This window comes from Streptomyces sp. NPDC043908, assembly GCF_056435525.1.
Window position 1 is genome coordinate 60,713 of record NZ_JBWKEI010000006.1, and the last position, 26,175, is coordinate 86,887.

A 26,175-nucleotide genomic window follows, 5' to 3' on the forward strand; every position below is an offset into this window, starting at 1 on the left:
CCCGGGTCAGTTGGGGCTCGTGGGCGAGCGGGTCAGGTCCACCGCCGGGAGCGAGGGGAGGTGGCGGATCACCGCGGTCTCCGCGCGCAGCAGCGTCAGCTCCTCCCGCAGCCGCGTCGCGGTGTCCGGCGCCTGGAGCAGCCGCTGCTTCGCCGGGACGTCGAGCACCGCGGCCGCCGCCACCAGGTAGGACACCACCGAGGGCTCGTCGGGCAGCTCGGCCGAGCCGGTCACCGAGCGCTCCCGGGCCCCGGCCAGCCGCTTCTGGTACGCCCGGAACGCCCGCAGCACCCCCTCCGCCAGCGCCCCGGCCTCCTCGCCCGGCTCCTCGGGCAGCTCCTCCACCTCGGCCGTCAGATAGGGGCCGCTCGCGTCGACCGAGAGGAGCTTGACCCGGGTCGTGCCCGTGGCCAGGACCTCGAAGCTGCCGTCCGCGCGCTCCCGGATCGTCGCCGCGTCCGCGATACAGCCCACCTGGTGGAACGCCTGGATCGGGTCGGGGCCGAAGCCGGCCGCCGGGCCCTTCTCCGGGACGGAGGTCTGGTCGGGCAGTCCGGGACCGGTCGGCGCGACCTCCCGGCCGTCGCGGATCGCGACCACGGCGAACCGCCGAGGTTCGTCGTCGTCCGGGGCGGCGCCGGAGTCCGGGCCGGACTTCAGCAGATCGCGCATCATGGCGCGATAGCGCTCCTCGAACACGTTCAGCGGCAGGACGAGGCCGGGGAACAGGACCGAGTTGAGCGGAAAGAGGGGGAGGCGAGCGGTGGTCACAACGCTCAAGCGTAATGGTCGCCGGACCGGCTGCGTCCGGGCTTGCCCAGGGCGCCCGCGCCCGGGGCCCCGGCGGCCCGGCCGGGCACGGGTGCGGGCGGCCGCCCCAGGGCGCCCAGGGGCGCGACCCGGATGCCCGCGGGATGCCGTTCGCGCCCCGGCTTTCGCGCGGCCACCTGCCGGCGCACCTCGTCGCGCAGCTCGGTGAACCGGCCCAGCGGATCGTCGTCGAGCCGCGCCCAGGGGAACGCCGTGGCATAGGGCCCGATCCGGCCGAACTGCTCCAGCGCCTCCTCCCACCGCTCCCGTACGACCAGGACGTACGCCAGCAGATTGCGCACCTCGGCGGGCCACGGGTCGCCCGGCTCGTACGCCGCGGAGAGCGCGATGGCGAGGTCCGCCGCCGCGTCGATCCGGTCGGCGAACAGCTCCGGCGGGCTCTGGCGGCCGGTCGGCGCCCCGGTGGTCCCGGCGGCCAGGCACGCGAACGCGGCCCGCACCGGCAGCGCCCGTACCAGCGAGCCGGGCAGCGCGTCCGCCGCGGCCTCCTCGGCGAAGCCGAAGCACTCCCGGTGCGAGCCGTACCACTGCGCCGAGAGGTACTGAAGGGCCGCGACATGGCAGCCGTAGTGGTGCGAGGAGCGGCCGACCGCCTCCGCCCACAGCGCCTCGAAGACGGTGTGCGGCGCGTGGGTGCCGCGCGCGTGGTCCAGCGCGATGCGCCAGGGCACCGGGTCCGCGGGCTCGGCCGAGGCCGCCGCGTCGATCAGCGGGGCGATCTCGCGCAGCAGCTCCGCGCGGGCCGGCGAGCCCCACGCCCGTACGATCGCCAGCTCCGCCTTGACCAGCAGCGCGTCCGGGTCCCTGGGCGCGGCGGCCAGCCAGGCGGCGAGCCAGTCCGGGCGGCTCACCGCGAAGGCCGCCAGACGCATGGTGTAGCGGTCGCGGTTCTCCCACTCGGCCGCTTCCCGGGTGGTGGCCAGGAGCTCGGCCGCGCCCGCGAACTCGCCCGCGGCGGCGGACACCAGCGCGGGGCCGAGCCGCCCGTCGGGCGCGTCGAGGAGCAGATCCTCGTCGGCCGGGAGACCGGCGGCGGGCTGCGGGGTGTGCCTGCCCGCACGGGCGGCGCGGAGCAGGGCGCGTACGAATGACATGGTGCGAACCATTCAAAACCGCAGGTCGGAGCTTTGCCAGAGGTGTGCGGTGAAGAGTGTGTGGCGGCCGTGACGGTTGTACGGGGACGGGTCAAGGACCGGCAAATTTCAGCCACGCCGCAGCAGGCGCGAGGCACCCGCCGCCACGGTCGTGGCCAGGATCCAGCCGAGCACGATGAGCACCGCCGAGACCCACTGCCAGCTGCCGTGCAGCTTCCAGTAGCCGTCCTGCCCCAGATTGATCACCGGGACGAGCAGATCGAGGGCGTACAGCGAGGCGTTCCAGTCCGGGTGCTCGTCCGGCTTGATGGGCTGCGGGTCGTAGTGCGAGAACGCCAGCGCGCCCATCGCCCACAGCACCGCCATCCACAGCGCCGCCCGGCCCGGCCGGTAGCCGTAGGCGACGGTGATGTCCTGGAGCACGCCCCACGCCTTGCCCGCCAGCGGCAGGGTCTCGCGGCGCCTGCGCTGCTTGGCGAGCAGCACCTCGCGCGCGTCCGCGTCCTCCCCGCTGCCGCGCAGCACGGTGGCGAGCCGCTCGTACGGCTCCGGCGCGTACTCCGGAGTCGCCGCCGCCACCCACTCCAGCCGTCTGGTCAGCGGGAACTGTCCACGCGGGATCAGGTTGTCGTAGCTGAAGCCGCCCATGGCGAGGCCGCCGGGCCCCGGCCAGCTCGTCGACATGTCGACCAGGTTGACCACCCGGGCCCCCGAGAGCACCACCCGCCCCCGCTCCGGCCTCTCGCCCAGGAAGCGCAGCTCCGGTGTCTGCACCCGGCGCAGCGACACCTCCTGGTAGTCCCGCATCACGAAGCGCGCGCTCTGGAAGTCCACGGCGTCCCCGAACCGGCCGTCGTCCAGCCGCAGCCCGCCCTCGCAGACGAACGGCTGGACCCGGGTGCCCCGGGCCGGGGAGCCCCGGTAGGTCGTCCCGTACGGCGGCGTGGTGGTCTCGGTGGCGCCGGGTGTGACGGCCGCCGCCGTCATGTAGAGCGTGCGCTCCACGGTCAGCTGGGGGGCGTTCAGCGCGCGCCGCCCGTCGGGGTTCACCAGCCGGCTGCCGCGCAGGCTCAGCGTCACGCCCACGTTCGCCGCCCGCAGGCTCACCTCCCCGTAACTCTCGATCAGCTCGGCCTGGAGGTCCTGGGCGACCGAGAGGCCGTCCGCCGCGATCGAGCGGCCCTTGCGGTCGGCGCGGATCACGGCCTCGTTGAGCAGCAGGTCGGTCCCGATGTGCGCGTCGGTCAGCCGGATGCCGCGGGCGATGCGGCAGCGGGGCAGATGCAGGTCGCCCTCGGTCTGGAGGCGGGCCGCCTCGATCCGCGGGATCGCGCAGTTCACCATCCGCACGGTGGTGACCCGGCACTCCGGCATCAGCACCTCGCCCTCGAAGCGGCAGTTGGTCAGCTCCACGTAGGGGGTGACCGTGCCGCCCGACAGATTGAGCGTCCCGGTGATCTGCACCCCGTTCAGCTTCAGCGCCGCGACCCGGCCGGGCAGCGCCGGCGGGCCGCTGAGCAGCAGCAGCGCCACCGCCCGGGCCTTCACATAGCGCTCCGGCCCCCAGACGCGCCCGGAGAACGGGTCGTCCCGCACCCGGTTGCGGCTGCTCAGGTCGTAGGTGCTGCCGTTGCGGAAGGCCTCCCACATCCCGAGCTCCACCGGACTGAACCAGTCCGGCGCCACAGCGACATCCGGCGCCTCGCTCACAGCCGTCCCCCTGTCCCCTGCTCACCCCGCTCGGTCGTGTGCGGGCTGTACACGCGTGTGTAACGGAGTGAACGCTAGTGGTCACGGCCCGGCTCCGGGGCAGGCGGGATATGTATCAGCCAGTGATACGGGCGTCCGGTGGCGGGATGTGGTCTGAGAGAATTGGTTCCGTGATCTCCCGAATCGATCTGCGCGGCAACGCCCTCCCCGAGGGTGGCGCCCTGCGCGACCTGCTGCCCCGTGCCGAGTTCGACGTGGAAGCCGCCCTGGAGAAGGTGCGGCCCATCTGCGAGGACGTGCATCATCGCGGCACGGCGGCGCTGATCGAGTACGCGGAGAAGTTCGACGGCGTGACCCTGGAGCGGATCCGGGTGCCCGCCGAGGCGCTCACCGAGGCCCTGGAGCAGCTCGACCCGCAGGTCAGGGCGGCTCTTGAGGAGTCCATCCGGCGCGCCAGGATCGTGCACCGCGCCCAGCGCCGCACCGAGCACACCACCCAGGTCGTCCCCGGCGGCACGGTCACCGAGAAGTGGGTGCCGGTCGAGCGCGTCGGCCTGTACGCGCCCGGCGGCCGGTCGGTGTACCCGTCCTCCGTGGTCATGAACGTGGTCCCGGCCCAGGAGGCGGGCGTGGCGTCCATCGCGCTGGCCTCCCCGCCGCAGAAGGACTTCGGCGGCCTGCCCCACCCGACGATCCTCGCCGCCTGCGCCCTCCTCGGCGTGGACGAGGTGTACGCGGCGGGCGGCGCCCAGGCCGTCGCGATGTTCGCGTACGGGACGACCGGGCCCGACGCGTGTGCGCCCGCGAACATGGTGACCGGCCCCGGCAACATCTGGGTCGCCGCCGCCAAGCGCTACTTCACCGGCCGCATCGGCATCGACACCGAGGCCGGACCGACCGAGATCGCCGTCCTCGCGGACGAGACCGCCGACCCGGCGCACGTCGCCGCCGACCTGATCAGCCAGGCCGAGCACGACCCGATGGCCGCGGCCGTCCTGGTCACCGACTCCGTGGCCCTGGCCGAGGCGGTCGAGCGCGAGCTGGAGACGCAGATCGCGGCCACCAAGCACGTCGAGGACCGGATCAGGCCCGCCCTGGCCGGCAAGCAGTCCGCGATCGTCCTGGTCGACGGCCTGGAGGAGGGTCTGAAGGTGGTCGACGCCTACGGCGCCGAGCACCTGGAGATCCAGACAGCCGACGCCGCCGCCGTGGCCGGCCGGGTCCGCAACGCGGGCGCGGTCTTCGTCGGCCCCTGGGCGCCGGTCTCCCTCGGCGACTACTGCGCGGGCTCCAACCACGTCCTGCCCACCGGCGGCTGCGCCTGCCACTCCTCGGGCCTGTCGGTGCAGTCCTTCCTCAAGGGCATCCACATCGTCGACTACACCCGGGACGCCCTGGCCGAGGTCGCCCACCACGTGGTCACCCTCGCCGAGGCCGAGGACCTGCCCGCGCACGGCGCGGCGCTCAAGGCGAGGTTCGGATGGAAGGTGCCGGGCCAGTGACCGACCGTCTCACCCTGGACGACCTGCCCGTACGCGAGGAGCTGCGCGGCAAGTCCCCCTACGGCGCGCCCCAGCTGGACGTGCCGGTCCAGCTCAACACCAACGAGAACCCCTACCCGCTGCCCGAGCCGCTCGTCGCGCGGATCGCGGAGCGGGTCGCCGAGGCGGCGCGCGGCCTCAACCGCTACCCCGACCGGGACGCGGTCGAGCTGCGCACCGAACTCGCCCGCTACCTCACGCGGACCGCCGGGCACCCGGTCGCCACCGAGAACGTCTGGGCGGCCAACGGCTCCAACGAGGTCATCCAGCAACTGCTCCAGACCTTCGGCGGCCCCGGCCGCACCGCCATCGGCTTCGAGCCCTCGTACTCGATGCACGGCCTCATCGCGCGCGGCACCGGCACCGGATGGATCTCCGGGCCGCGCAACGAGGACTTCACCATCGACGTGGCGGCGGCGCGCGAGGCGATCGCCGAGCACCGGCCGGACGTCGTCTTCATCACCTCGCCCAACAACCCCACCGGCACGGCCGTCGAGGCCGAGACGGTGCTGTCCCTCCACGAGGCCGCGCAGGCCGCCAAGCCGTCGCTGGTGGTCGTCGACGAGGCGTACGTCGAGTTCAGCCACCGCGCCTCGCTGCTGCCGCTCATCGAGGACCGGCCCCATCTGGTCGTCTCGCGGACCATGTCCAAGGCGTTCGGCGCGGCCGGGCTGCGGCTCGGCTATCTCGCCGCCCACCCGGCGGTGGTCGACGCCGTCCAACTGGTCCGCCTGCCCTACCACCTCTCCGCCGTCACCCAGGCGACCGCGCTCGCGGCCCTGGAGCACACCGACACGCTGCTCGGCTATGTCGAGCAGCTCAAGGGGGAGCGGGACCGGCTGGTCACCGAGCTGCGCGCGGCGGGGTACGCGGTGACCGAATCGGACGCCAACTTCGTCCAGTTCGGCCGCTTCGAGGACTCCCACACCGCCTGGCGGCGGATCCTCGACCACGGCGTCCTGGTCCGCGACAACGGGGTGCCCGGGTGGCTGCGCGTCACCGCCGGCACCCCCGCCGAGAACGACGCGTTCCTGGACGCGGTCCGTCAACTCAAGAAGGAGCAGAGCGCATGAGCCGCGTCGGCCGTGTCGAACGCACCACCAAGGAGACGTCCGTCCTCGTCGAGATCGACCTCGACGGGACCGGAAAGGTCGACGTGTCGACCGGGGTCGGCTTCTACGACCACATGCTCGACCAGCTCGGCCGCCACGGCCTCTTCGACCTCACGGTCAAGACCGACGGCGACCTGCACATCGACTCGCACCACACCATCGAGGACACCGCCCTCGCGCTCGGCGCCGCCTTCAAGCAGGCGCTCGGCGACAAGGTCGGCATCTACCGCTTCGGCAACTGCACGGTCCCCCTCGACGAGTCCCTCGCCCAGGTCACCGTGGACCTCTCCGGCCGCCCGTACCTGGTGCACACCGAGCCGGAGAACATGGCGCCGATGATCGGCGAGTACGACACCACGATGACCCGGCACATCCTGGAGTCCTTCGTGGCGCAGGCGCAGATCGCCCTGCACGTCCACGTCCCGTACGGGCGCAACGCGCACCACATCGTGGAGTGCCAGTTCAAGGCGCTGGCGCGGGCGCTGCGTTACGCATCCGAGCACGACCCGCGTGCCGCGGGCATCCTTCCTTCGACCAAGGGCGCGCTGTGAACGGCCTCAACTCCATCCTGATCGTCCTCGGGCTCTTCCTCGCGGGCGGCGTCTACTCCTTCGTCAAGCAGGACATGTCGAAGAGCCTGATCACGCTGCTCGCGATCAGCTCCGCGCTCTGCCTCGCCGCGGGCGTCCTGCGCCTGGAGGTGTGGAATTGAGCACGGCCACTTCCCGTAAGAAGGTCGTCGTCTTCGACTACGGCTTCGGCAACGTGCGCTCCGCCGAGCGCGCCCTCGCCCACGTCGGCGCGGACGTCGAGATCACCCGCGACTACGACAAGGCCATGAACGCCGACGGGCTGCTCGTCCCGGGCGTCGGGGCCTTCTCGGCCTGTATGCGGGGGCTGCGCGAGGCGCGCGGCGACTGGCTGGTGGGCCGGCGCCTGTCGGGCGGACGGCCCGTGATGGGCATCTGCGTCGGCATGCAGATCCTCTTCGCCCAGGGCATCGAGCACGGCGTGGAGACCGAGGGCCTGGACGAGTGGCCCGGCACGGTCGAGCCGCTCAGGGCGCCGATCGTCCCGCACATGGGCTGGAACACGGTCAAGGCGCCGGAGGACAGCGAGCTGTTCGCGGGCCTGGACGCCGACGCCCGGTTCTACTTCGTGCACTCCTACGCGGTGCACGACTGGAGCCTGGAGGTCACCAACCCCAAGATCCGCGCGCCCAGGGTCACCTGGGCCACCCACGGCGAGCCGTTCGTGGCCGCGGTGGAGAACGGCGCGCTGTGGGCCACCCAGTTCCACCCCGAGAAGTCCGGCGACGCCGGCGCGCAGCTGCTGACCAACTGGATCGGAACCCTGTGATGTCCGCGAAGCCCCCCGTGAAGCCCTCCGCGACGCTCGAACTGCTCCCCGCCGTCGACGTCCGCGACGGCCAGGCCGTCCGCCTCGTGCACGGCGAGTCCGGCTCGGAGACCTCCTACGGCTCCCCGCTCCAGGCGGCCCTCGCCTGGCAGGCCTCCGGCGCCGAGTGGCTGCACCTGGTCGACCTCGACGCGGCCTTCGGCACCGGCGACAACCGGGCGCTGATCGCCGAGGTCGCGGGCGCGATGGACATCAAGGTGGAGCTGTCCGGCGGCATCCGCGACGACGCCTCCCTGGAGGCCGCGCTCGCCACCGGCTGCCGCCGCGTCAACCTGGGCACCGCCGCCCTGGAGACCCCCGAGTGGGTCGCCAAGGTCATCGCCGAGTACGGCGACCGGATCGCGGTCGGACTGGACGTACGGGGCACGACCCTGCGCGGCCGCGGCTGGACCCGCGACGGCGGCGACCTCTACGAGACGCTGGCCCGTCTGGACTCCGAGGGCTGCGCGCGGTACGTGGTGACCGACATCGCCAAGGACGGCACGCTCACCGGCCCCAACCTGGAGCTGCTGCGCGACGTCTGCGCGGCCACCGACAAGCCGGTGGTGGCCTCCGGCGGCGTCTCCTCCCTCGACGACCTGCGGGCGATCGCGGGGCTCGTGGGGCAGGGTGTGGAGGGCGCCATCGTGGGCAAGGCCCTGTACGCGAAGGCGTTCACCCTCGAAGAGGCCCTGGAGGCTGTGTCCCGATGAGCGACGTACGGCGTGTGCAGAGTGGCAGTCCCTGGGAGGACACGATCGGTTTCGCGCGCGCCGTCGCCGCGGGCGACCATGTGCACGTCGCGGGCACCACGCCGTTCCGGGGCACGGTGCTGTACGGCGAGGGCGACCCGTACGAGCAGGCCAAGGTGGCCTTCTCCAACGCCCTCGCCGCGCTCGCGGAGTTCGGTCTCGGGGCCGATTCCGTGGTCCGCACCCGGATGTACCTCACCCACGCGCGGGACATCGACGAGGCGTCCAGGGCCCACAAGGAGCTCTTCGGCGCGGTCCGCCCGGCGGCCACGCTGGTGATCGTGAGCGGTCTCATCGACCCGCGCATGCTGGTGGAAGTGGAAGTGGACGCCTATCGAGGCGCCCCCGAAGGAGCCCCAGAAGGAGCCCCCGAATGACCCTCGCGGTCCGCGTCATCCCCTGCCTGGACGTCGACGGCGGGCGGGTGGTGAAGGGCGTCAACTTCCAGAACCTGCGGGACGCCGGTGACCCGGTGGAGATGGCGAAGCTGTACGACGCCGAGGGCGCGGACGAGCTGACGTTCCTGGACATCACGGCGTCCTCCGGCAACCGCGAGACGACGTACGACGTGGTGCGGCGCACCGCCGAACAGGTCTTCATCCCGCTGACCGTGGGCGGCGGTGTCCGCTCGGCGGAGGACGTCGACAAGCTGCTGCGGGCCGGGGCGGACAAGGTGGGCGTCAACACGGCGGCGATCGAGCGGCCCGAGCTGATCCGCGAGATCGCGGAGCGCTTCGGGCGCCAGGTGCTCGTCCTGTCGGTGGACGCGCGCCGCACCCCCTCCGGCACCTTCGAGGTGACGACCCACGGCGGGCGCCGGGGGACGGGCATCGACGCGGTGGAGTGGGCGCACCGGGCCGCGGAGCTGGGGGCGGGGGAGATTCTGCTGAACTCGATGGACGCGGACGGGACGAAGGACGGGTACGACACGGCCATGATCTCGGCGGTGCGGCGCCATGTCACCGTGCCGGTGATCGCGTCCGGCGGGGCGGGGCGGCTGGGGGACTTCGCGCCGGCGGTGGGGGCGGGGGCGGATGCGGTGCTGGCGGCGTCGGTGTTCCACTTCGGGGAGTTGCGGATCGGGGATGTGAAGAGCGCTCTGCGCGAAGCGGGCCACCCGGTGCGCTAGCCCCTCCCCACCCCTTCCCCAAACCCTCCGGGGGGCAGGGGGCGCTTCCCCGAGGGCTACGCCCCCGGCCCCCTTTGCGGGACCTGTGGCCCCTGCACCCCGGGGCTTCCCGAGGGCTGCGCCCCCGGACCCCCCTAGCGGGACCTGCGGCCCCTGCACCCCGCTTCTTTCGTCTGCGGACCGTGCTGGGTTGCTCGCGCAGTTCCCCGCGCCCCTAACTACCTGGGGGCGCGGGGAACTGCGCGCTCAGCCACAGACAACGCGCAGACGACCACCGAGCCCTAAGGGGGCGCGAGGAACTGCGCGACCAGCCAGAGGCAACCCGCAGCGGACCACCGAGCCCTGAAGGGGCGCGGGGAACTGCGCGACCAGCCGACCACCGGCCCGCAGCCGAAATCCGGCCCCGAAAGGGGCGCGGGGAACTGCGCGATCAGCCGGCCACCGGCCCGCAGTCGAAGTCCGGGCCTTAAAGGGGCGCGGGGAACTGCGCGACCGGCCCGCCACCGGCCCGCAGCCGAAATCCGGCCCTGAAAGGGGCGCGGGGAACTGCGCGATCAGCCGGCCACCGGCCCGCAGCCGAAGTCCGGGCCTTGAAGGGGCGCGGGGAACTGCGCGACCGGTCCGCCACCGGCCCGCAGGCGAACCGCCCCGGCGCGTGGTCGGAGGCAAAACGGGGCTCGGGGGGACGTGGGCCCCGGCTATACCCCCAGCTTCGCCTCCAGGGCCCGCGCCGCCGCCGACTTCTCCCCCTCGACCTCCACCCGCGCCGCCTCCTGGCGACCCGAGGCGAACAGGCACAGTTCGCCCGGCTCGCCCGTCACCGTCACCACCGGCGTCCCCCGCCGCGCCACCGCCGTCTGCCCGTCGGGGCGGCGCAGGACCAGGCCCACGGGGGAGCGGCGGCCCATCAGGCGGGCCATCTTCTCCAGGCGGGACCAGAGCGCGTCCGCGAAGACCGGGTCGACCGGGCGCGGCGTCCAGTCGGGCTGGGCGCGGCGGACGTCCTCGCCGTGGACGTAGAACTCGATCGCGTTCGCCCCCTCGTCGACCTGCTTGAGGTTGTACGGGGAGTACTTCGACGGCCCCGTACGGAAGAGCCGCACCAGCTCCTCGTAGGGCTTGGCGGCGAACTCCGCCTGCACCCGGTCCAGACGGGACTTCAGCGCGCCGAGGAGTATCCCGCCGGCCGCGTCGAGGCGGCGCTCGCGGACCACCAGATGGGCGGCGAGGTCGCGCGTCGTCCAGCCCTCGCAGAGGGTGGGGGCGTCGGGGCCCGCCGCCTCCAACAGGTCGGCGAGCAGAAGCCGTTCACGCTTGGCATGGGTCGACATGGGAGCCAGCGTACGGCCCGTACCGGCGTCCGCCCAGTGGACGCACCGCCGCCGGCGCCTTCGCGTCACGGCACAATGGGGCCATGACCAGCACTCTCGACCCCGCCGTCGCCGCCCGCCTCAAGCGGACCGCCGATGGACTGGTCCCGGCCATCGCCCAGCAGTACGACACCGGCGAGGTGCTCATGCTCGGCTGGATGGACGACGAGGCCCTGCACCGCACCCTGACCACCGGCCGCTGCACCTACTGGTCGCGCAGCCGGAACGAGTACTGGGTGAAGGGGGACACTTCCGGTCATTTCCAGCACGTCAAATCCGTCGCGCTCGACTGCGACGGCGACACCCTGCTGGTCAAGGTCGATCAGGTCGGCGCCGCCTGCCACACCGGTGACCGGACATGCTTCGACGCCGACGTCCTGCTGCCCGCCCCCGCTCAGTAGGGTCGCGCCATGGATCTCGAAACCTTCCGCAAGCTCGCGGTGGACCGCCGCGTCATCCCGGTCAGCCGCCGCCTCCTCGCGGACGGCGACACCCCCGTCGGGCTCTACCGCAAGCTCGCCGCCGAGCGCCCCGGCACTTTCCTCCTGGAGTCCGCCGAGAACGGCCGCTCCTGGTCGCGCTACTCCTTCGTCGGCGTGCGCTCCGCCGCGACGCTCACCGCCCGCGACGGCCAGGCCCACTGGATCGGCACCCCGCCCGTCGGCGTCCCCGCGTCCGGCGACCCGTTGGAGGCCCTGCGGGCGACCGTCGAGGCGCTGCACACCCCGCGCGACCTGGTCGCCGGGATGCCGCCGTTCGCCGGCGGCATGGTCGGCTACCTCGGCTACGACATCGTGCGCCGGCTGGAGAAGATCGGCGAGCACGGCCGCGACGACCTCCGGCTGCCCGAGCTGACCATGCTGCTCACCTCCGACCTGGCGGTCCTCGACCACTGGGCCGGCTCGGTGCTGCTGATCGCCAACGCGATCAACCACAACGACCTGGACACCGGCGTCGACGAGGCCTACGCGGACGCCGTGGCCCGCCTCGACGCCATGGAGGCGGACCTGGCGAAGCCCGTCGAGTCCGCGCCCACCGTCCTGCCGCCCTCCGAGCTGCCCGAGTACACCGCCCTGTGGGGCGGCCCGGCGTACCAGGACGCCGTGGAGGACATCAAGGAGCGCATCCGCGCGGGCGAGGCCTTCCAGGTCGTGCCCTCGCAGCGGTTCGAGACGCCCTGCACCGCGAGCGCGCTCGACGTCTACCGGGTGCTGCGGGCCACCAACCCGTCCCCGTACATGTACCTCTTCCGCTTCGAGGACTTCGACGTCGTCGGGTCGAGCCCCGAGGCCCTGGTCAAGGTCGAGGACGGGCGGGCCATGGTCCACCCGATCGCCGGGACCCGGCACCGCGGCGCCACCCCGCAGGAGGACAACGACCTCGCCGAGGAGCTGCTCGCCGACCCCAAGGAGCGGGCGGAGCACCTGATGCTGGTGGACCTGGGCCGCAACGACCTGGGCCGGGTCTGCGAGCCGGGGAGCGTCGAGGTCGTCGACTTCATGTCGGTCGAGCGGTACTCGCACGTCATGCACATCGTGTCGACGGTGACGGGCCGGGTCGCCCCGGGCCGTACCGCCTTCGACGTGCTCACCGCGTGCTTCCCCGCGGGGACGCTCTCCGGGGCGCCCAAGCCGCGCGCGATGCAGATCATCGAGGAGCTGGAGCCGAGCCGCCGCGGGCTCTACGGCGGCTGTGTCGGCTACCTCGACTTCGCCGGCGACTCCGACACCGCGATCGCCATCCGGACGGCCCTGCTCCGCGACGGCACGGCCTACGTCCAGGCCGGGGCGGGCGTGGTGGCCGACTCCGACCCGGTGTCGGAGGACAACGAGTGCCGCAACAAGGCGGCGGCGGTGCTGCGGGCGGTCCACACGGCGAACCGGCTCGGCGGGCGAAGCGCGCACTCCTGAGCGGCCGACCGGCCGCGCGCCAGGGGCGGACCGGCCCCGCGCCGCGATTTCGCGCCATAACACGCCCCCGGCTGACAAGATCACCCCCGCGCAGGCGATAGTGGAGTACGTGAGTGCCGTACCCGTACCCCAGTCGCGTGCCGAATCCGCGTCGTCCGCCCGCGCCGGAGGCGGCGGCCGCCGTGCCCTCGCCGCCGCCCTGCTCTTCGGCGCGGCCGGGGCCGCCGTCGTCCTGCTCGCCTCCGGGCAGACCTGGGCCGAGGGCCACGCCGCGGTCGGGGGCGGCTCCGTGCCGCTGCGCGCCACCGGGCAGAACGTGACGGGTGTGCCCGCCGCCCTGGCCATCGTCGGACTCGCCGCACTCGTCGCGGTGTTCGCCGTGCGCCGGGCCGGGCGACTGCTGGTCTCCGCCCTGCTCGCGCTGAGCGGCGCCGGAGCCGCGCTCGCGGCGTTCCTCGGCGCCGACGACAGCACCGCGCTCGACGAGAAGGCCGCCAGGACCAGCGGCGACGCCGCCGCGACCATCGGCGGCCTCACCCACACCGCCTGGCCCTACGTCACCTTCGTGGGCGGTCTGCTGCTGCTGGTCGCCGGGCTGCTCGCGCTGCGCTTCGGCGCCGCCTGGCCCGCGATGGGCGGACGCTACGAGCGCGACGGCAGCCCCCGGCCCCGCAAGCCCCGCCCGGCCAAGGACCCGGACCGGCCCGAGGAGCTGTGGAAGGCCCTGGACCGGGGCGAGGACCCGACCGGAGTGTGAACTCCCCCACGGGGGCGACCCCAGGCTCGGGGCACGCGCGCGCGTACGCGACAATGGTCGGTGAGCGGTCGCGGTCCCCGGACTGGGCGGCCGACTCCGCGACCCAGAGATTCACCAACGAGGAGCAACTCATGGCGGGCAGCAGCGGCGGCCACGGACACACCCCGGCCGCCTGGACCGGTGTCATCATCTCCTTCATCGGCTTCTGTGCGGCCTCGGTCTTCATCGTCGCCGCCAACCCGGTCGGCTTCTGGGCCGGTACGGCGCTCACCCTGCTCGGCGCGGTCGTCGGCGGCGTCATGAAGATGGCCGGCCTCGGCACGCCGAAGGAGTCCGCCGAGATGGCCGCGGCCCGCGAGGCGGCCGGTGCCAAGGCGCGCGCCCGTCTCGCCGAGGCCCGCTGAGCCACGCGGCACCCCGTCCAAGGCATCCGAACGAGAGGCGCGGCCCCCTGGGGCTGCGCCTCTCGTCGGATCCGGGGACAATCACCGCGTGGACGCCACCCCGACCCCGACCAGCCCGGTCCCCGGAACCCCGGTCCCCGGCGCCCCGGCTTCCGGGGCCACCGCCGCCGCGCGCCGGCTGCTCGTGCCGCTGGGCACCCTCGCCGGGGTCGCCGCGGCCTTCGCCTACGTGGGCGCGGTCGACCCGAACGAGCCCGGCCACTACCCCGTCTGCCCGCTGCTGCGGCTCACCGGGATCCACTGTCCCGGTTGCGGGGGTCTGCGCAGCGCCCACGCCTTCGTCACGGGCGACTTCGGCGCCGCCCTCGGCGCCAACGCCCTGGCCGTCGCCGGCTATGTCCTCTTCGCGGTCCTGTGGGCGGTCTGGGCCGTCCGCGCCGCGCGCGGGCTGCCCTTCCGTATCGCGCTCAAGGACGTCCACTGGTGGGGCGTCGGCGCGGTCCTGCTGGCCTTCTCGATTGTCCGGAATCTACCGTTCGGGTCTGTGCTCGCGCCGTGACATTCCGTATATCTCCCCACGTCCCGGCTGTCCGAGGAGTGGGACGGGCGTCAACCGGATGCGGGCCCTTCGCTCCGGTGCGGATACCATCGTCATGGCTGATCCTGGCCGATCGTCAACGTCACCGTCCTGGAAGGGGGCCGCTCGCGTGAGTGTGCTCGACGAGATCATCGAGGGCGTCCGCGCCGATCTGGCGGAGCGGCAGGCGCGGGTCGGCCTCGACGAGCTCAAGGAGCGCGCCGCCAAGGCGCCCCAGGCTCGGGACGGTGTAGCGGCCCTGCGCGGCGAAGGCGTCAAGGTCATCTGCGAGGTCAAGCGCTCCAGCCCCTCCAAGGGCGCGCTGGCGGCCATCGCGGACCCGGCGGGCCTCGCGGCCGACTACGAGGCGGGCGGCGCCGCCGTCATCTCCGTGCTCACCGAGGAGCGCCGCTTCGGCGGCTCGCTCGCCGACCTGGAGGCCGTGCGCGCCAAGGTCGACATCCCGGTCCTGCGCAAGGACTTCATCGTCACCGCGTACCAGCTGTGGGAGGCCCGGGCGCACGGGGCCGACATGGCGCTCCTGATCGTCTCCGCCCTGGAGCAGGACGCCCTGGTCTCGCTGATCGAGCGGGCCGAGTCCATCGGGCTCACCCCGCTGGTCGAGGTGCACGACGAGGACGAGGTCGAGCGGGCGGTCGACGCGGGCGCGAAGATCATCGGCGTCAACGCGCGCGACCTGAAGACCCTCAAGGTGGACCGCACCACCTTCGAGCGCGTCGCCCCGGAGATCCCCTCGCACATCGTCAAGATCGCCGAGTCGGGTGTGCGCGGCCCGCACGACCTGATCGCGTACGCCAACGCGGGCGCGGACGCCGTCCTGGTCGGCGAGTCCCTGGTCACCGGCAAGGACCCCCGGGCGGCCGTCGCCGACCTGGTGGCCGCCGGCGCCCACCCCGCCCTGCGGCACGGACGGAACTGACCCCGCGATGCCGATTGCCGCCCGTCTCGCCCCCGGCTGCCGCCCCCGCGGCTGCCGCGCCCCGGCGCGCCGGGTGCACGGGCGGCGCGTGCGCTACGTGATCGGCTCGGAGCCGGGCCAGGTCAACGGGATGCGATGGCGCGGCGGTGCCCTGAGCGCCGCCTGAGCCAGAGCGCCCCAAGGGGCGCGGGAACTGCGCGACCAGCCGCATGCGGCCCGCGGTCGCGCACCCGGCTCACCACGTACGGCGCCTGGGCGGACCCGTGACCACAAGCAACCCAGGACCGGGGCCACACCGCCCCGGGGAGGTATCCCCATGTCCCAAGAGCACGAGTTCTTCATCCCGGACCCGGAGGGTCGAGTCCCCACCCCCGAGGGCTACTTCGGCGCGTTCGGCGGCAAGTTCATCCCCGAGGCCCTCGTCGCCGCGGTCGACGAGGTCGCCGTCGAGTACGAGAAGGCCAAGGCCGACCCCGCCTTCGCCGCCGAGCTCAACGACCTCATGGTCAACTACACCGGGCGCCCGAGCGCGCTGACCGAGGTGCCCCGGTTCGCCGAGCACGCGGGCGGCGCCCGGGTCTTCCTCAAGCGCGAGGACCTGAACCACACCGGCTCGCACAAGATCAACAACGTCCTCGGCCAGGCGCTGCTCACCAAGCGCATGGGCAAGACCCGCGTGATCGCCGAGACCGGCGCCGGCCAGCACGGCGTCGCCACCGCGACCGCCTGCGCCCTCTTCGGCCTCGACTGCACCATCTACATGGGCGAGATCGACACTCAGCGCCAGGCGCTGAACGTCGCCCGGATGCGGATGCTCGGCGCCGAGGTCGTCCCCGTCGCCTCCGGCAGCCGCACCCTGAAGGACGCCATCAACGAGGCGTTCCGCGACTGGGTCGCCAACGTGGACCGCACGCACTACCTCTTCGGCACGGTCGCGGGCCCGCACCCGTTCCCGGCCATGGTCCGCGACTTCCACCGGGTCATCGGCGTCGAGGCCCGCCGCCAGATTCTGGAGCGCGCGGGACGGCTCCCGGACGCGGCGGTCGCCTGCGTCGGCGGCGGCTCCAACGCCATCGGCCTCTTCCACGCCTTCATCCCCGACGCGGACGTCCGCCTGATCGGCTGCGAGCCCGCCGGGCACGGCATCGAGACCGGCGAGCACGCGGCGACCCTGACCGCGGGCGAGCCCGGCATCCTGCACGGCTCCCGCAGCTACGTCCTCCAGGACGACGAGGGCCAGATCACCGAGCCGTACTCGATCTCGGCCGGTCTGGACTACCCGGGCATCGGACCCGAGCACTCCTACCTCAAGGACATCGGCCGCGGCGAGTACCGCGCGGTGACCGACGAGGCCGCCATGCAGGCGCTGCGGCTGCTCTCGCGCACCGAGGGCATCATCCCGGCCATCGAGTCGGCGCACGCCCTCGCGGGCGCCCTGGAGATCGGCCGGGAGCTCGGCAAGGACGGCCTGCTCCTGATCAACCTCTCCGGTCGCGGCGACAAGGACATGGACACGGCCGCCCGCTACTTCGGCCTGTACGGCACCGACGCCGAGGTGGCCGCCGACGCCGCGGGCCTCGCCGAGATCGAGGGAGACGCCAAGTGAGCGGGAACGTGACTCTGCTGGACGACACCCTCGCCCGCGCGAAGGCCGAGGACCGGGCCGCGCTCATCGCCTATCTGCCCGCCGGGTTCCCGACCGTCGACGGCGGCATCGAGGCGATCAAGGCCGTCTTCGACGGCGGCGCCGACATCGTCGAGGTGGGCCTGCCGCACAGCGACCCGGTCCTGGACGGGCCGGTCATCCAGACCGCCGACGACATCGCCCTCAAGGGCGGGGTGAAGATCGCCGACGTGCTGCGCACGGTCCGCGAGGCGCACGCCGCCACCGGCAAGCCGGTGCTGGTGATGACCTACTGGAACCCCGTCGACCGGTACGGCGTGGAGCGCTTCACCGCCGAGCTCGCCGAGGCGGGCGGCGCCGGCTGCATCCTGCCCGACCTCCCGGTCCAGGAGTCCGCGCTGTGGCGCGAGCACGCCGACAAGCACGGTCTCGGCACCGTCTTCGTGGTCGCGCCCAGCAGCAAGGACGAGCGGCTCGCGCAGATCACGGCCGCCGGCTCCGGCTTCGTGTACGCGGCGTCCCTGATGGGCGTCACCGGCACGCGCGCGTCGGTCGGCGCCCAGGCCGAGGACCTGGTGCGGCGCACCCGGGCCACCACCGAACTGCCGGTCTGCGTCGGCCTCGGCGTCTCCAACGCGGACCAGGCCCGGGAGGTCGCCGCCTTCTCCGACGGCGTGATCGTCGGCTCGGCGTTCGTGCAGCGGCTGCTCGACGCCCCGGACCACGCCGCCGGGCTCGCCGCCGTGCGCGCCCTCGCGGGTGAACTCGCCGCGGGCGTCCGCCGTACGCCGTAAGGGTGCGGGCCGTACGCGGCGACGCTCCGTAACCCTGCCAGGTTCGGACGGACCCGGAACGCGTTAGCTCGTACGGGTGGATCTGGACCGGGGAGGCACGTGGGTGCCTCCCCGGTTCGTTGCTGCGGGTGTGAGCGAGAAGAACCAAGAAGGCAAGAGAACGGCCCGCGAGCGGCTGGCCCAGGAGCGCGAGCGGCAGCGGACCCAGGACCGCCGCAGACGCACGATGATCGTCGCCGCGGCGGTGGTGTGCGTCCTCGGGCTGGCCGCGGTGATCGGCGTGATCGCCGCCAACACCAAGAGCGGCGACAAGAAGAGCACGGCGGGCCCGCTGCTCGCGCCCGCCGGGGCGGAGGGCAAGGACAAGCCGGCCATCCCGGTCGGCGCGGCCGACGCGCCGTCCACGCTCACGGTCTGGGAGGACTTCCGCTGCCCGGCGTGCGCCGCGTTCGAGAACGGCTTCCGGTCCACGATCCACGAGCTCCAGGCCGGCGGCCGGCTCCGCGTGCAGTACCACCTCGCCACCCTGATCGACCGCAACCTCGGCGGCCGCGGCTCGCTGCGCGCGGCGAACGCGGCGGGCTGCGCCCAGGACGCGGGGAAGTTCCAGGCGTACCACGACGTGCTCTACACCAACCAGCCGCAGGAGACGAACGACGCGTACGGGAAGGACGACAAGCTGATCGAGCTGGCCCGGAAGGTCCCCGGCCTGGACACGGCCGCCTTCCGCTCCTGCGTGCGGGAGGGAAAGCACAACAGCTGGGTCACCAAGTCCAACGACGCGTTCCAGAACGGCGGTTTCAGCGGGACGCCGACGGTCCAGCTGAACGGGGAGTCGGTCTTCCCCCAGAAGGGCAGCGAGCAGATCAGCCCGGCGAACCTGAAGAAGTGGGTCACCGAGGCGAACGAGGGCAAGGAGCCGGGCACCGCCTCGCCGTCGGAGGCGACCGCCGCGTCGAGCCCGCCGCCCCCGGGCGCGCCCGCCGGGTCCGGGACGCCCAAGCCGAAGGCCCCGCACGGGACCGCGCACGTGCCTGGGGCGGCGCCGACCGCCCCGAAGAAGGCACCGGCCCCGGTCCCGTCGCATCCGGGTGCCCCGGCGGTCCCGGCTCCGCTGGAGCCCTAGGAGCCCCGAAGCCCCTCCAGGACCCCGGCACACCGCCTGTTACTCAGAAGTTGCCGGGTGGGTGGTCCGACCGCCCGCCCGGCAGGGTAGCGTCGACCCTGCCATGAACCTCGCCTTTATTCCCAGCCCGTCGACCGGCGTGATCCACCTCGGACCCATCCCGCTGCGCGGCTATGCCTTCTGCATCATCATCGGTGTCTTCGTCGCCGTCTGGTACGGCAACAAGCGCTGGATCGCCCGGGGCGGCCGGCCCGGCACGGTGGCCGACATCGCCGTCTGGGCGGTGCCCTTCGGCCTCGTCGGCGGCCGTCTCTACCACGTCATCACCGACTACCAGCTGTACTTCAGCGACGGTGAGGACTGGGTCGACGCCTTCAAGATCTGGCAGGGCGGGCTCGGCATCTGGGGCGCGATCGCGTTCGGCGCGGTGGGCGCGTGGATCGGCTGCCGCCGCCGGGGCATCCCGCTGCCGGCCTGGGCCGACGCGCTGGCCCCCGGCATCGCCTTCGCCCAGGCGGTGGGCCGCTGGGGCAACTGGTTCAACCAGGAGCTGTACGGCAAGCCCACCGACGTGCCGTGGGCGCTGAAGATCTCCGAGGGCACGAACCGGGTCGAGGGCACGTACCACCCGACCTTCCTGTACGAGTCGCTGTGGTGCCTCGGCGTCGGCTTCCTCGTCATCTGGGCGGACCGCCGCTTCAAGCTGGGCCACGGGCGGGCGTTCGCGCTGTACGTGGCGGCGTACTGCGTGGGGCGCGGCTGGATCGAGTACATGCGGGTCGACGAGGCCCACCACGTGCTGGGCCTGCGGCTCAACGACTGGACCGCGATCACGGTGTTCGTGCTCGCCGTGACGTACATCGTGATCTCTGCGCGGGTGCGGCCGGGGAGGGAGGCGGTGGTGGAGCCTTCGGCGGATGTGGCGGATGTGGCGGATGTGGCGGATGTGGCGGATGTGCCGTCCGACGCGCCGTCGGGCGTGCCGTCCGACGTGCCGTCCGGCGCCCCTGCTGAGGGGGACGTGGCCGAGGCCGCCGACGACGGGGAGAAGTCGGTACCGTCCGAGAACGGAACCCCGAGCAAGGGCTGATCCCCCTTCCCGCCTGCGGGTCGTGTTGCGCTGAGCGCGCAGTTCCCCGCGCCCCTTGAGGGGTCGGTGTTCGATTGCGGGTTGTGGTGGGTTGCTCGCGCAGTTCCTCGCGCCCCTTGAGGGCTGGTGTTTGGCTGCGGGTTGTCTTGGGCTGAGCGCGCAGTTCCCCGCGCCCCTTCAGGGCCCGGTGGTCGTCTGCGGGTTGTCTGTGGCTGAGCGCGCAGTTCCCCGCGCCCCTAACTACCTGGGGGCGCGGGGAACTGCGCGAGCAAGCCAGCACGGTCCGCAGACGAAAGAAGCGGGGTGCGGGGGCCGCAGGCCCCGCGAAGGGGTTCGGGGCGCAGCCCCGGGGAAACCGCCTCCCCCCCGCCCCTCCGGAGGGCTCCCGGAGGGTTAAGGGAAGGGGCGGGGTGGGGGGACAGGGCGGTGGGCCAGGGCCAGGGTGCGGCGGGCGGCCTCCAGCACCGCCGCGTCCACGAACCGCCCATCCGCCAGCGCCAGCGCCCCCGTATCGGTCGGCGACGCCGTGACGATCTCCTGTGCCGCCGCCACCTCGGCGGGCGGCGGCAGATAGGCCCGCTCGATCACCGGCAGCTGCGCCGGATGGATCGCCGCGCGCCCCAGAAACCCCAGCGCCCGCCCCCGGGCGCAGGACGCGGCCAGGCCGTCCAGATCGCTGATGTGCCGGTAGACGGACTGCGCGGGCGGGTCGAGGCCCGCCGCCCGCGCGGCCACCACCACCCGGCTGCGCGGCCACTCCAGGCCCGACTCGTCGCGTACGCCCAGATCCGCGCAGAGGTCCGCCTCCCCGAGCGCGATGCCCCGCACCGCCGGGTGCGCGGCGGCGATCGTGTACGCGTGCTCCACCCCCAGGGCGCTCTCCACCAGCGGATAGAGCGCGACGCCGGGGGCCAGGGCCGCGACCCGCTCGACCTGGAGGGCGTGGGTGACCTTGGGCAGGCGCAGGCCCGAAAGACCCGGAAGCCCGGCCACCGCCCGTACGTCCTCCTCCGTGGCCACCCTGACGTGGACCGGCGTGGACAGCCGCCGCGCCAGCAGCTCCGCCGTCGCGGCCCGCGCGTACGCCTTGCGGTCGGGCCCGACCGCGTCCTCCAGGTCCACGATCACCACGTCCGCCCCCGCCGACAGTGCCTTCTCGACCACCTGCGGCCGGTCGCCGGGGGCGTAGAGCCAGGTCAGCGGGATCGTGGTCACAGCGCGCCCGCCCGGCGCAGTGCGTCGATCTCCGGGGCGGACAGGCCGAGCTCGGTCAGGACCTCGTCCGTGTCGGCGCCGTGCGGGCGGCCCGCCCAGCGGATCGCGCCGGGGGTCTCGGAGAGCCGGAAGAGGACGTTCTGCATCCGGACGGGTCCCAGCTCCGGGTCGTCGACCGTGGTGAGCGTGTCCAGCGCCCGGTACTGGGGGTCCTCCATCACCTCGCGGATGTCGTAGACCGGCGCGATCGCCGCCTCCGCCTTCTCGAACGCCGTCATCGCCTCCTCCCGGGTGCGCCGCCCGATCCAGTGGCCCACCGCCTCGTCCAGGACGTCCGCGTGCTCGGCCCGCCCCGATCCGCTCGCGAACCACGGCTCCTCGATCAGCTCCGGCCGCCCCACCAGCCGTATCACGCGCTCAGCCACCGACTGGGCGGAGGTGGAGACGGCGAGCCAACTGCCGTCCGCCGTACGGTAGGTGTTGCGCGGGGCGTTGTTGCGGGAGCGGTTGCCGGTGCGCGGTTGGACGTAGCCGAGCTGGTCGTACCAGATGGGCTGCGGGCCCAGCACGGTCAGGATCGGCTCGATGATCGCCATGTCGACCACCTGCCCGCGCCCGGTGGCGGCGCGCGCGGTGAGGGCGGTCAGTACGGCGTACGCGGTGGCCAGCGCGGCGATCGAGTCCGCGAGGCCGAACGGGGGCAGCGTCGGCGGGCCGTCCGGCTCACCCGTGACGGCGGCGAAGCCGGACATCGCCTCGGCGAGCGTGCCGAAGCCGGGGCGGTGGGCGTACGGGCCGTACTGGCCGAAGCCGGTGACGCGGGTCAGCACCAGCCGTTCGTTGGCGGCGGACAGTTCGGGCCAGCCCAGGCCCCAGCGCTCCAGGGTGCCCGGACGGAAGTTCTCGATGATCACATCGGTGGAGGCGGCGAGCCGGAGCAGCGTCTCGCGGCCCCCCGGCGTGGACAGGTCCAGGGTCATCGTGCGCTTGTTGCGGCCGAGCAGCTTCCACCAGAGCCCCACACCGTCCTTGGCGGGGCCGTGCCCGCGCGAGGGGTCGGGGCGGCGGGGGTGCTCGACCTTGATGACCTCGGCGCCGAAGTCGCCCAGCATCGTCGCCGCGAGCGGCCCGGCGAAGAGGGTGGCCAGGTCCAGGACCCGCAGCCGCTGGAGGGGAGCGGGGGACGGGGCCGGTGGGCGCGCCCCGCCCGGGGGAGTCGTCACCGGCCCGCGCCCCCGGCCGCGGACGCCGCCGCGTCGATCTCCGTGCGGTACGGCATGGCGGCGACCGCGCCGGGCCGCTGGACCGAGAGCGCGGCGGCCTGGGACGCCCACGCCAGCGCCTGCGGCATCGCCCGGCCCTCGCCCAGGGCGACGGCGAGCGCGCCCACGAAGGTGTCACCCGCGCCCGTGGTGTCGACCGCGGTGACCTCGGGGGCCGCGACCGCGACCGGGTCCTGGCCGCGGGCCGCGTACAGGCAGCCCCGGGAGCCGAGCGTGACCACCGCCTCGGGGACCAGGTCCAGCAGCGCGCGGGCGGCGGCCTTCGGGTCGTCGACGCCGGTCAGCGAGGTGGCCTCGTGCTCGTTGGCCACCACCAGGTCGGTGGCGGCGAGGAGTTCGGGCGGCAGCGGCTGGACGGGGGAGGGCGTGAGGACCGTCCGCACCCCGTGGCGCCGGGCCGCCGCGGCGCCCTCGACCACCGTGTCCATCGGCAGCTCCAGTTGGAGCAGCAGCGCCTCGGCGCCGGCGATCAGCGCCTCGTCACCGGGGCCGAGGTGGGTGACGGAGGCGTTGGCGCCGGGGATGACGACGATCGCGTTGCCGCCGGAGGCGTCGACCACGATGTGGGCCGTGCCGGAGGGTCCCTCGGTGGTGCGGACGAGGTCGGTGTCGACGCCCGAGCCGTCGAGCGCGGCCCGCAGCCGGGTGCCGAACTCATCCGTGCCGACGGCCCCGATGAGCGCCACGTCGCCGCCCGCGCGGGCCGCCGCGACGGCCTGGTTGGCGCCCTTGCCGCCGGGGATCGTACGGAATTCGCGGCCGGTGACCGTCTCACCGCGGCGCGGGGCGGTCGTCACATAGGCGACCAGGTCCATGTTGGTGCTGCCGAGCACCGCGATACGCGTCATGCGTGTGGTACCTCCTGGGGGATGGGGTGGGTGGTGAGGCTCGCGGTCAGTTCCGCGAGGGAGTCGAATCCGGTGCCGTCGAAGCCGGCGACGGAGGTGGCGAGGCGGTTCTTGAGCGGGGCCGTCCAGCGGGCGGGCAGGGCGTCCGGGTGCCCGGCCAGGAGTCCCGCGAGCGAGCCGGCGGTCGCCCCGTTGGAGTCGGTGTCCCAGCCGCCGGACACCGCGCGGCAGATGGAGCCGGAGAAGTCGCCGTCGGCGTGGGTGAGGGCGGCGGCGAGCAGGGCGGCGTTGGGGACGGCGTGCACCCAGTGGTACGCGCCGAGCGCCGTGTGCAGCCGGTCCACCACCGTCTCGAAGCCGTCCTCCTCGCGGGCGAGCCGGATGCCGAGCCGGACGGCGGTGGCGAGGCGGGAGTCCGGGGGGATCACGGTGAGCCCGCCGGCGAGGCAGCCGTGCACGTCGTACGCGCCGGTGGCGGCGAGGGAGATCGCCGCCGCCGTGAACATCGCGCTGTACACGCCGTTGGCGGTGTGGGTGAGGACGGCGTCGCGGTGCGCCTGCGCGGCGGCGGCCACCGGGTCGCCGGGGTTGGTCCAGCCGTGGACGTCGGCGCGGATGGCCGCGCCGATCCACTCGCGGAACGGGTTGCGGCGGGTGGCGGTGTGCGGGGGTTCGACGCCGTCGAGGAGGTTGCGGTACGCGACGCGCTCGGCCGTGAACGTCCGCCCCGCCGGGAGTTCGTCCAGCCACAGCCGTGCCACGTCGGCGGTGGTGAAGGCGCGGCCGTGGCGCTGGAGGAGGAGCAGCCCGAGGAGAGGGTAGTTGAGGTCGTCGTCCTCGGGCATCCCGTCGATGTTCTCGGCGAGGGAGGTGGGGGCGGAGCGGCGGTTCCAGGGGTGGGCGGCGGCGAGGCCGGCGGGGAGGCCCCGGGCGGTGAACCAGGTGTGGAGCGGCCAGTTGCCGGTGGCGCGGGCGATGGCTCTGATGCCGGTGAGGGTGAGCTTCTCGACGGGCTTGCCGAGGAGGCAGCCGGCGGCCCGGCCGAGCCAGGCGGCGTGGAGGGCGTCGACCTCCGCCGTCCCGCCCCTTCCCGCCGTGACGGGTGCGGTTCCGCCAGGGCTCCCGGGGCGGGGGCGGGAAGCGGGCGTTCCCGGGGACGCTGCCCCCGGACCGCCGGGCGGGCGCCGCGCCTCCTCCCGCGCGACGGGCTCCTCCGCGCGCCCGCGCGCCCGCGTGATGGCGGCGAGGTCCGTCGGTTCGGCCCTGGCCAACGGGCTGGGCAGCAGCGCCAGTTCGTCCAGCAGGCGTAGCGCCAGCGACCTCAGCGCCGGGGGCGCGGGGGGCAGGGACGCGCCCCCGGGGACGGGGGTCGCGCTGCCGCCCGCCGCCACCCAGCGCCGCGCGATCCCGCTCGCGTCACGGCCGTCCTCGGCCGCCTGGCGCAGTTCGTGGGCCAGCAGGTCCTCCGGCTGGACCCAGGTCACGCGCAGCGGGGTCATCGGGTCAGGGCCTCGAAGGCCGCGTGGTGCGCGGACCGGCGGGCGCGGTCCTTCCCGTGCACCTCGACGGCCACCTCCGTCAGTGCCCGCGCGGGCGCGTGCAGGTCCAGCCGGCTCGCCTCGGCGATCCGCTGGGACCAGGCGGCCGGAACGGGGCCCTCGCCCCGCAGCGCGCCCGCCAGCGCGCCCGCCATCGTCGCGATGGAGTCGCAGTCGCGGCCGTAGTTCACCGCGCCCAGGACCGCCGTGCGAAAGTCGCCGTCGGCCACCAGCAGCATGCCGAGGGCGATGGGGAGTTCCTCGACGGCGTGCAGACGGGACGGGCGGCGGGCGCCCAGGGACGGGGCGCGGTAGTCGGGGCCGACCGTGTCGAAGGGGGCGACGGCCGCCCGCAGCGGGGCGAGCGCGGACTCGAAGTCCGTGTGGCCGGACGCCGCTTCGGCCACCGCCTCGATCGCCGCGCGGGTCCCGTCCTTGGCCAGGCAGAGGCAGGTGTCGACGACCGTCGCCGCCGTCGCGCCGGGCGCGCACGCCGCCGCCACGGCCGCCGCGAAGACGCCCGCGGCCTCCCTGCCGTACGAGGACTGGTGCGGGGCCGCCACCTCCAGGGCCTCGGCGTACGCCCCCGCCGGGTCGGCCGCGTTGACCAGGCCGACCGGGGCCATGTACATCGCCGCCCCGCAGTTGACGATGTTGCCCGCGCCGGCCTCGCGGGGGTCGACGTGGCCGTAGTGCAGCCGCGCCACCAGCCACTTCTCGGCGAGGAAGATCCGGTGCAGGGGGATGGTCTCCGCCTCCAGCTCGGGGATCCACACCGGGCGGGAGAGCAGGTCGGGGACCAGGTGGTCGGCGATCTCGTACGCGTCGAGGTGGTCGCGGACCTTCTCGTACACGCGGATCAGCGCGTGCGTCATCAGGGTGTCGTCGGTGACGTGTCCGTCGCCCTTGTGGTACGGGGCGATCGGGCGTGCCGTACGCCAGTCGTCGCCGTGCCAGGGGCCGACGATGCCGTGGACGCGGCCGCCGTGCCGCTCCACGATCTGGTCGGGGGAGTAGCCCTCGACGGGGCCGCCGAGGGCGTCCCCGACGGCCGCGCCGACCAGGGCTCCGGTGATGCGGTCCGCGAGAGTGAGCGTCGTGTACGACGTCGTGAGCGTCATGCCGGAATTGT

The 26,175-nt window shown here is 73.8% G+C and carries 27 protein-coding genes and 1 pseudogene; 19 read left to right on the forward strand and 9 right to left on the reverse strand.

Annotated features, from left to right (window positions below; all coding sequences use genetic code 11):
- Positions 1–6: 6 nt before the first annotated feature.
- The 3 genes from AC069K_RS15110 to AC069K_RS15120 form a co-directional block, all read right to left on the reverse strand.
- The gene (locus tag AC069K_RS15110) at positions 7–771 is read right to left on the reverse strand and encodes an LON peptidase substrate-binding domain-containing protein (protein ID WP_365106432.1); all 765 of its coding nucleotides are present in this window, start codon (positions 769–771) and stop codon (positions 7–9) included.
- A 5-nt stretch (positions 772–776) separates the two neighbouring features.
- Positions 777–1,937: a hypothetical protein gene (locus AC069K_RS15115; RefSeq protein ID WP_478616027.1), complete on the reverse strand. Its 1,161-nt coding sequence runs from the start codon at positions 1,935–1,937 to the stop codon at positions 777–779.
- A gap of 96 nt (positions 1,938–2,033) precedes the next feature.
- Positions 2,034–3,575, reverse strand: coding sequence for an oxidoreductase (locus AC069K_RS15120; protein ID WP_478616702.1), 1,542 nt, complete (start codon positions 3,573–3,575; stop codon positions 2,034–2,036).
- 230 nt (positions 3,576–3,805) lie between these two features.
- On the opposite strand from AC069K_RS15120, the gene hisD reads away from it, so the two are divergent.
- The 8 genes from hisD to hisF are packed head-to-tail and all read left to right on the forward strand — an operon-like array spanning position 3,806 to position 9,567.
- Entirely contained in the window at positions 3,806–5,137 is a 1,332-nt protein-coding gene (hisD, locus tag AC069K_RS15125; protein WP_478616030.1) for a histidinol dehydrogenase, read from the forward strand.
- The gene (locus AC069K_RS15130) at positions 5,134–6,249 is read left to right on the forward strand and encodes a histidinol-phosphate transaminase (protein WP_478616033.1); all 1,116 of its coding nucleotides are present in this window, start codon (positions 5,134–5,136) and stop codon (positions 6,247–6,249) included. The genes hisD and AC069K_RS15130 overlap by 4 nt, the downstream gene beginning before the upstream one ends.
- Entirely contained in the window at positions 6,246–6,839 is a 594-nt protein-coding gene (hisB, locus tag AC069K_RS15135) for an imidazoleglycerol-phosphate dehydratase HisB (RefSeq protein ID WP_067158063.1), read from the forward strand. Before AC069K_RS15130 ends, hisB begins: the two co-directional genes overlap by 4 nt.
- Positions 6,836–7,000 carry a hypothetical protein gene (locus AC069K_RS15140; protein WP_358834508.1) on the forward strand — a complete coding sequence of 55 codons (165 nt, stop codon included), beginning with the start codon at positions 6,836–6,838 and terminating at the stop codon, positions 6,998–7,000. Before hisB ends, AC069K_RS15140 begins: the two co-directional genes overlap by 4 nt.
- Positions 6,997–7,647 (forward strand): imidazole glycerol phosphate synthase subunit HisH, encoded by a 651-nt coding sequence (hisH, locus tag AC069K_RS15145; RefSeq protein WP_478616036.1) that lies wholly within the window; start codon positions 6,997–6,999, stop codon positions 7,645–7,647. The genes AC069K_RS15140 and hisH overlap by 4 nt, the downstream gene beginning before the upstream one ends.
- Positions 7,647–8,399 (forward strand): bifunctional 1-(5-phosphoribosyl)-5-((5-phosphoribosylamino)methylideneamino)imidazole-4-carboxamide isomerase/phosphoribosylanthranilate isomerase PriA, encoded by a 753-nt coding sequence (gene priA / locus AC069K_RS15150; RefSeq protein WP_365106447.1) that lies wholly within the window; start codon positions 7,647–7,649, stop codon positions 8,397–8,399. Before hisH ends, priA begins: the two co-directional genes overlap by 1 nt.
- Entirely contained in the window at positions 8,396–8,815 is a 420-nt protein-coding gene (locus AC069K_RS15155; protein ID WP_365106449.1) for a RidA family protein, read from the forward strand. Before priA ends, AC069K_RS15155 begins: the two co-directional genes overlap by 4 nt.
- Positions 8,812–9,567 carry an imidazole glycerol phosphate synthase subunit HisF gene (hisF, locus tag AC069K_RS15160; protein WP_478616041.1) on the forward strand — a complete coding sequence of 252 codons (756 nt, stop codon included), beginning with the start codon at positions 8,812–8,814 and terminating at the stop codon, positions 9,565–9,567. The genes AC069K_RS15155 and hisF overlap by 4 nt, the downstream gene beginning before the upstream one ends.
- A gap of 698 nt (positions 9,568–10,265) precedes the next feature.
- On the opposite strand, the gene AC069K_RS15165 is transcribed toward hisF, so the two are convergent.
- Positions 10,266–10,898: a TIGR03085 family metal-binding protein gene (locus AC069K_RS15165; protein ID WP_478616044.1), complete on the reverse strand. Its 633-nt coding sequence runs from the start codon at positions 10,896–10,898 to the stop codon at positions 10,266–10,268.
- Between the two features lie 83 nt (positions 10,899–10,981).
- On the opposite strand from AC069K_RS15165, the gene hisI reads away from it, so the two are divergent.
- The 11 genes and pseudogenes from hisI to lgt all read left to right on the forward strand — a co-directional run bounded on the left by hisI (position 10,982) and on the right by lgt (position 20,159).
- Entirely contained in the window at positions 10,982–11,338 is a 357-nt protein-coding gene (gene hisI / locus AC069K_RS15170) for a phosphoribosyl-AMP cyclohydrolase (RefSeq protein ID WP_358836572.1), read from the forward strand.
- A gap of 9 nt (positions 11,339–11,347) precedes the next feature.
- Positions 11,348–12,847, forward strand: coding sequence for an anthranilate synthase component I (locus tag AC069K_RS15175; protein ID WP_365106458.1), 1,500 nt, complete (start codon positions 11,348–11,350; stop codon positions 12,845–12,847).
- Positions 12,848–12,947: 100 nt separating this feature from the next.
- Positions 12,948–13,604 (forward strand): TIGR02234 family membrane protein, encoded by a 657-nt coding sequence (locus AC069K_RS15180; RefSeq protein ID WP_365106461.1) that lies wholly within the window; start codon positions 12,948–12,950, stop codon positions 13,602–13,604.
- A gap of 131 nt (positions 13,605–13,735) precedes the next feature.
- Positions 13,736–14,008 (forward strand): HGxxPAAW family protein, encoded by a 273-nt coding sequence (locus AC069K_RS15185; protein ID WP_365106464.1) that lies wholly within the window; start codon positions 13,736–13,738, stop codon positions 14,006–14,008.
- Between the two features lie 88 nt (positions 14,009–14,096).
- The gene (locus AC069K_RS15190; RefSeq protein WP_478616050.1) at positions 14,097–14,567 is read left to right on the forward strand and encodes a DUF2752 domain-containing protein; all 471 of its coding nucleotides are present in this window, start codon (positions 14,097–14,099) and stop codon (positions 14,565–14,567) included.
- 148 nt (positions 14,568–14,715) lie between these two features.
- Positions 14,716–15,525: an indole-3-glycerol phosphate synthase TrpC gene (gene trpC / locus AC069K_RS15195; protein ID WP_478616053.1), complete on the forward strand. Its 810-nt coding sequence runs from the start codon at positions 14,716–14,718 to the stop codon at positions 15,523–15,525.
- A 7-nt stretch (positions 15,526–15,532) separates the two neighbouring features.
- The gene (gene trpM / locus AC069K_RS15200; RefSeq protein ID WP_358990415.1) at positions 15,533–15,691 is read left to right on the forward strand and encodes a tryptophan biosynthesis modulator TrpM; all 159 of its coding nucleotides are present in this window, start codon (positions 15,533–15,535) and stop codon (positions 15,689–15,691) included.
- Between the two features lie 150 nt (positions 15,692–15,841).
- Complete coding sequence (trpB, locus tag AC069K_RS15205) at positions 15,842–17,131, forward strand: tryptophan synthase subunit beta (protein WP_478616057.1); 1,290 nt, start codon at positions 15,842–15,844, stop codon at positions 17,129–17,131.
- On the forward strand, positions 17,128–17,943 hold the full coding sequence (trpA, locus tag AC069K_RS15210; RefSeq protein WP_365106472.1) for a tryptophan synthase subunit alpha: 816 nt from the start codon (positions 17,128–17,130) through the stop codon (positions 17,941–17,943). The genes trpB and trpA overlap by 4 nt, the downstream gene beginning before the upstream one ends.
- Positions 17,944–18,073: 130 nt before the next feature.
- Positions 18,074–18,883: pseudogene (locus tag AC069K_RS15215) on the forward strand (DsbA family protein); the annotation flags it as partial.
- A 289-nt stretch (positions 18,884–19,172) separates the two neighbouring features.
- A complete protein-coding gene (gene lgt / locus AC069K_RS15220; protein ID WP_478616060.1) occupies positions 19,173–20,159 on the forward strand; it encodes a prolipoprotein diacylglyceryl transferase in 987 nt (328 codons plus the stop codon).
- A 393-nt stretch (positions 20,160–20,552) separates the two neighbouring features.
- Here the strand turns inward: lgt and AC069K_RS15225 are convergent, their stop codons facing one another.
- The 5 genes from AC069K_RS15225 to AC069K_RS15245 are packed head-to-tail and all read right to left on the reverse strand — an operon-like array spanning position 20,553 to position 26,164.
- Positions 20,553–21,374, reverse strand: a complete 822-nt coding sequence (locus AC069K_RS15225; RefSeq protein ID WP_365107180.1) for an HpcH/HpaI aldolase/citrate lyase family protein — start codon at positions 21,372–21,374, stop codon at positions 20,553–20,555.
- Positions 21,371–22,597 (reverse strand): CaiB/BaiF CoA transferase family protein, encoded by a 1,227-nt coding sequence (locus AC069K_RS15230; RefSeq protein ID WP_478616064.1) that lies wholly within the window; start codon positions 22,595–22,597, stop codon positions 21,371–21,373. Before AC069K_RS15230 ends, AC069K_RS15225 begins: the two co-directional genes overlap by 4 nt.
- Complete coding sequence (locus tag AC069K_RS15235) at positions 22,594–23,505, reverse strand: ribokinase (RefSeq protein WP_365107186.1); 912 nt, start codon at positions 23,503–23,505, stop codon at positions 22,594–22,596. Before AC069K_RS15235 ends, AC069K_RS15230 begins: the two co-directional genes overlap by 4 nt.
- Complete coding sequence (locus AC069K_RS15240) at positions 23,502–25,004, reverse strand: ADP-ribosylglycohydrolase family protein (protein WP_478616067.1); 1,503 nt, start codon at positions 25,002–25,004, stop codon at positions 23,502–23,504. The genes AC069K_RS15235 and AC069K_RS15240 overlap by 4 nt, the downstream gene beginning before the upstream one ends.
- Complete coding sequence (locus AC069K_RS15245; protein WP_478616069.1) at positions 25,001–26,164, reverse strand: ADP-ribosylglycohydrolase family protein; 1,164 nt, start codon at positions 26,162–26,164, stop codon at positions 25,001–25,003. Before AC069K_RS15245 ends, AC069K_RS15240 begins: the two co-directional genes overlap by 4 nt.
- Between the last annotated feature and the right edge of the window lie 11 nt (positions 26,165–26,175).

Coding starts and splice junctions, on each gene's coding strand:
- AC069K_RS15245 (WP_478616069.1), bottom strand. CDS start 26,164: ATGACGCTCACGACGTCGTACACGACGCTCACTCTCGCGGACCGCATC.
- AC069K_RS15120 (WP_478616702.1), bottom strand. CDS start 3,575: ATGTGGGAGGCCTTCCGCAACGGCAGCACCTACGACCTGAGCAGCCGC.
- AC069K_RS15115 (WP_478616027.1), bottom strand. CDS start 1,937: ATGGTTCGCACCATGTCATTCGTACGCGCCCTGCTCCGCGCCGCCCGT.
- lgt (WP_478616060.1), top strand. CDS start 19,173: ATGAACCTCGCCTTTATTCCCAGCCCGTCGACCGGCGTGATCCACCTC.
- trpB (WP_478616057.1), top strand. CDS start 15,842: ATGTCCCAAGAGCACGAGTTCTTCATCCCGGACCCGGAGGGTCGAGTC.
- AC069K_RS15175 (WP_365106458.1), top strand. CDS start 11,348: ATGGATCTCGAAACCTTCCGCAAGCTCGCGGTGGACCGCCGCGTCATC.
- AC069K_RS15235 (WP_365107186.1), bottom strand. CDS start 23,505: ATGACGCGTATCGCGGTGCTCGGCAGCACCAACATGGACCTGGTCGCC.
- trpM (WP_358990415.1), top strand. CDS start 15,533: ATGCCGATTGCCGCCCGTCTCGCCCCCGGCTGCCGCCCCCGCGGCTGC.
- AC069K_RS15155 (WP_365106449.1), top strand. CDS start 8,396: ATGAGCGACGTACGGCGTGTGCAGAGTGGCAGTCCCTGGGAGGACACG.
- AC069K_RS15240 (WP_478616067.1), bottom strand. CDS start 25,004: ATGACCCCGCTGCGCGTGACCTGGGTCCAGCCGGAGGACCTGCTGGCC.
- hisB (WP_067158063.1), top strand. CDS start 6,246: ATGAGCCGCGTCGGCCGTGTCGAACGCACCACCAAGGAGACGTCCGTC.
- hisF (WP_478616041.1), top strand. CDS start 8,812: ATGACCCTCGCGGTCCGCGTCATCCCCTGCCTGGACGTCGACGGCGGG.
- AC069K_RS15165 (WP_478616044.1), bottom strand. CDS start 10,898: ATGTCGACCCATGCCAAGCGTGAACGGCTTCTGCTCGCCGACCTGTTG.
- hisI (WP_358836572.1), top strand. CDS start 10,982: ATGACCAGCACTCTCGACCCCGCCGTCGCCGCCCGCCTCAAGCGGACC.
- AC069K_RS15185 (WP_365106464.1), top strand. CDS start 13,736: ATGGCGGGCAGCAGCGGCGGCCACGGACACACCCCGGCCGCCTGGACC.
- priA (WP_365106447.1), top strand. CDS start 7,647: ATGTCCGCGAAGCCCCCCGTGAAGCCCTCCGCGACGCTCGAACTGCTC.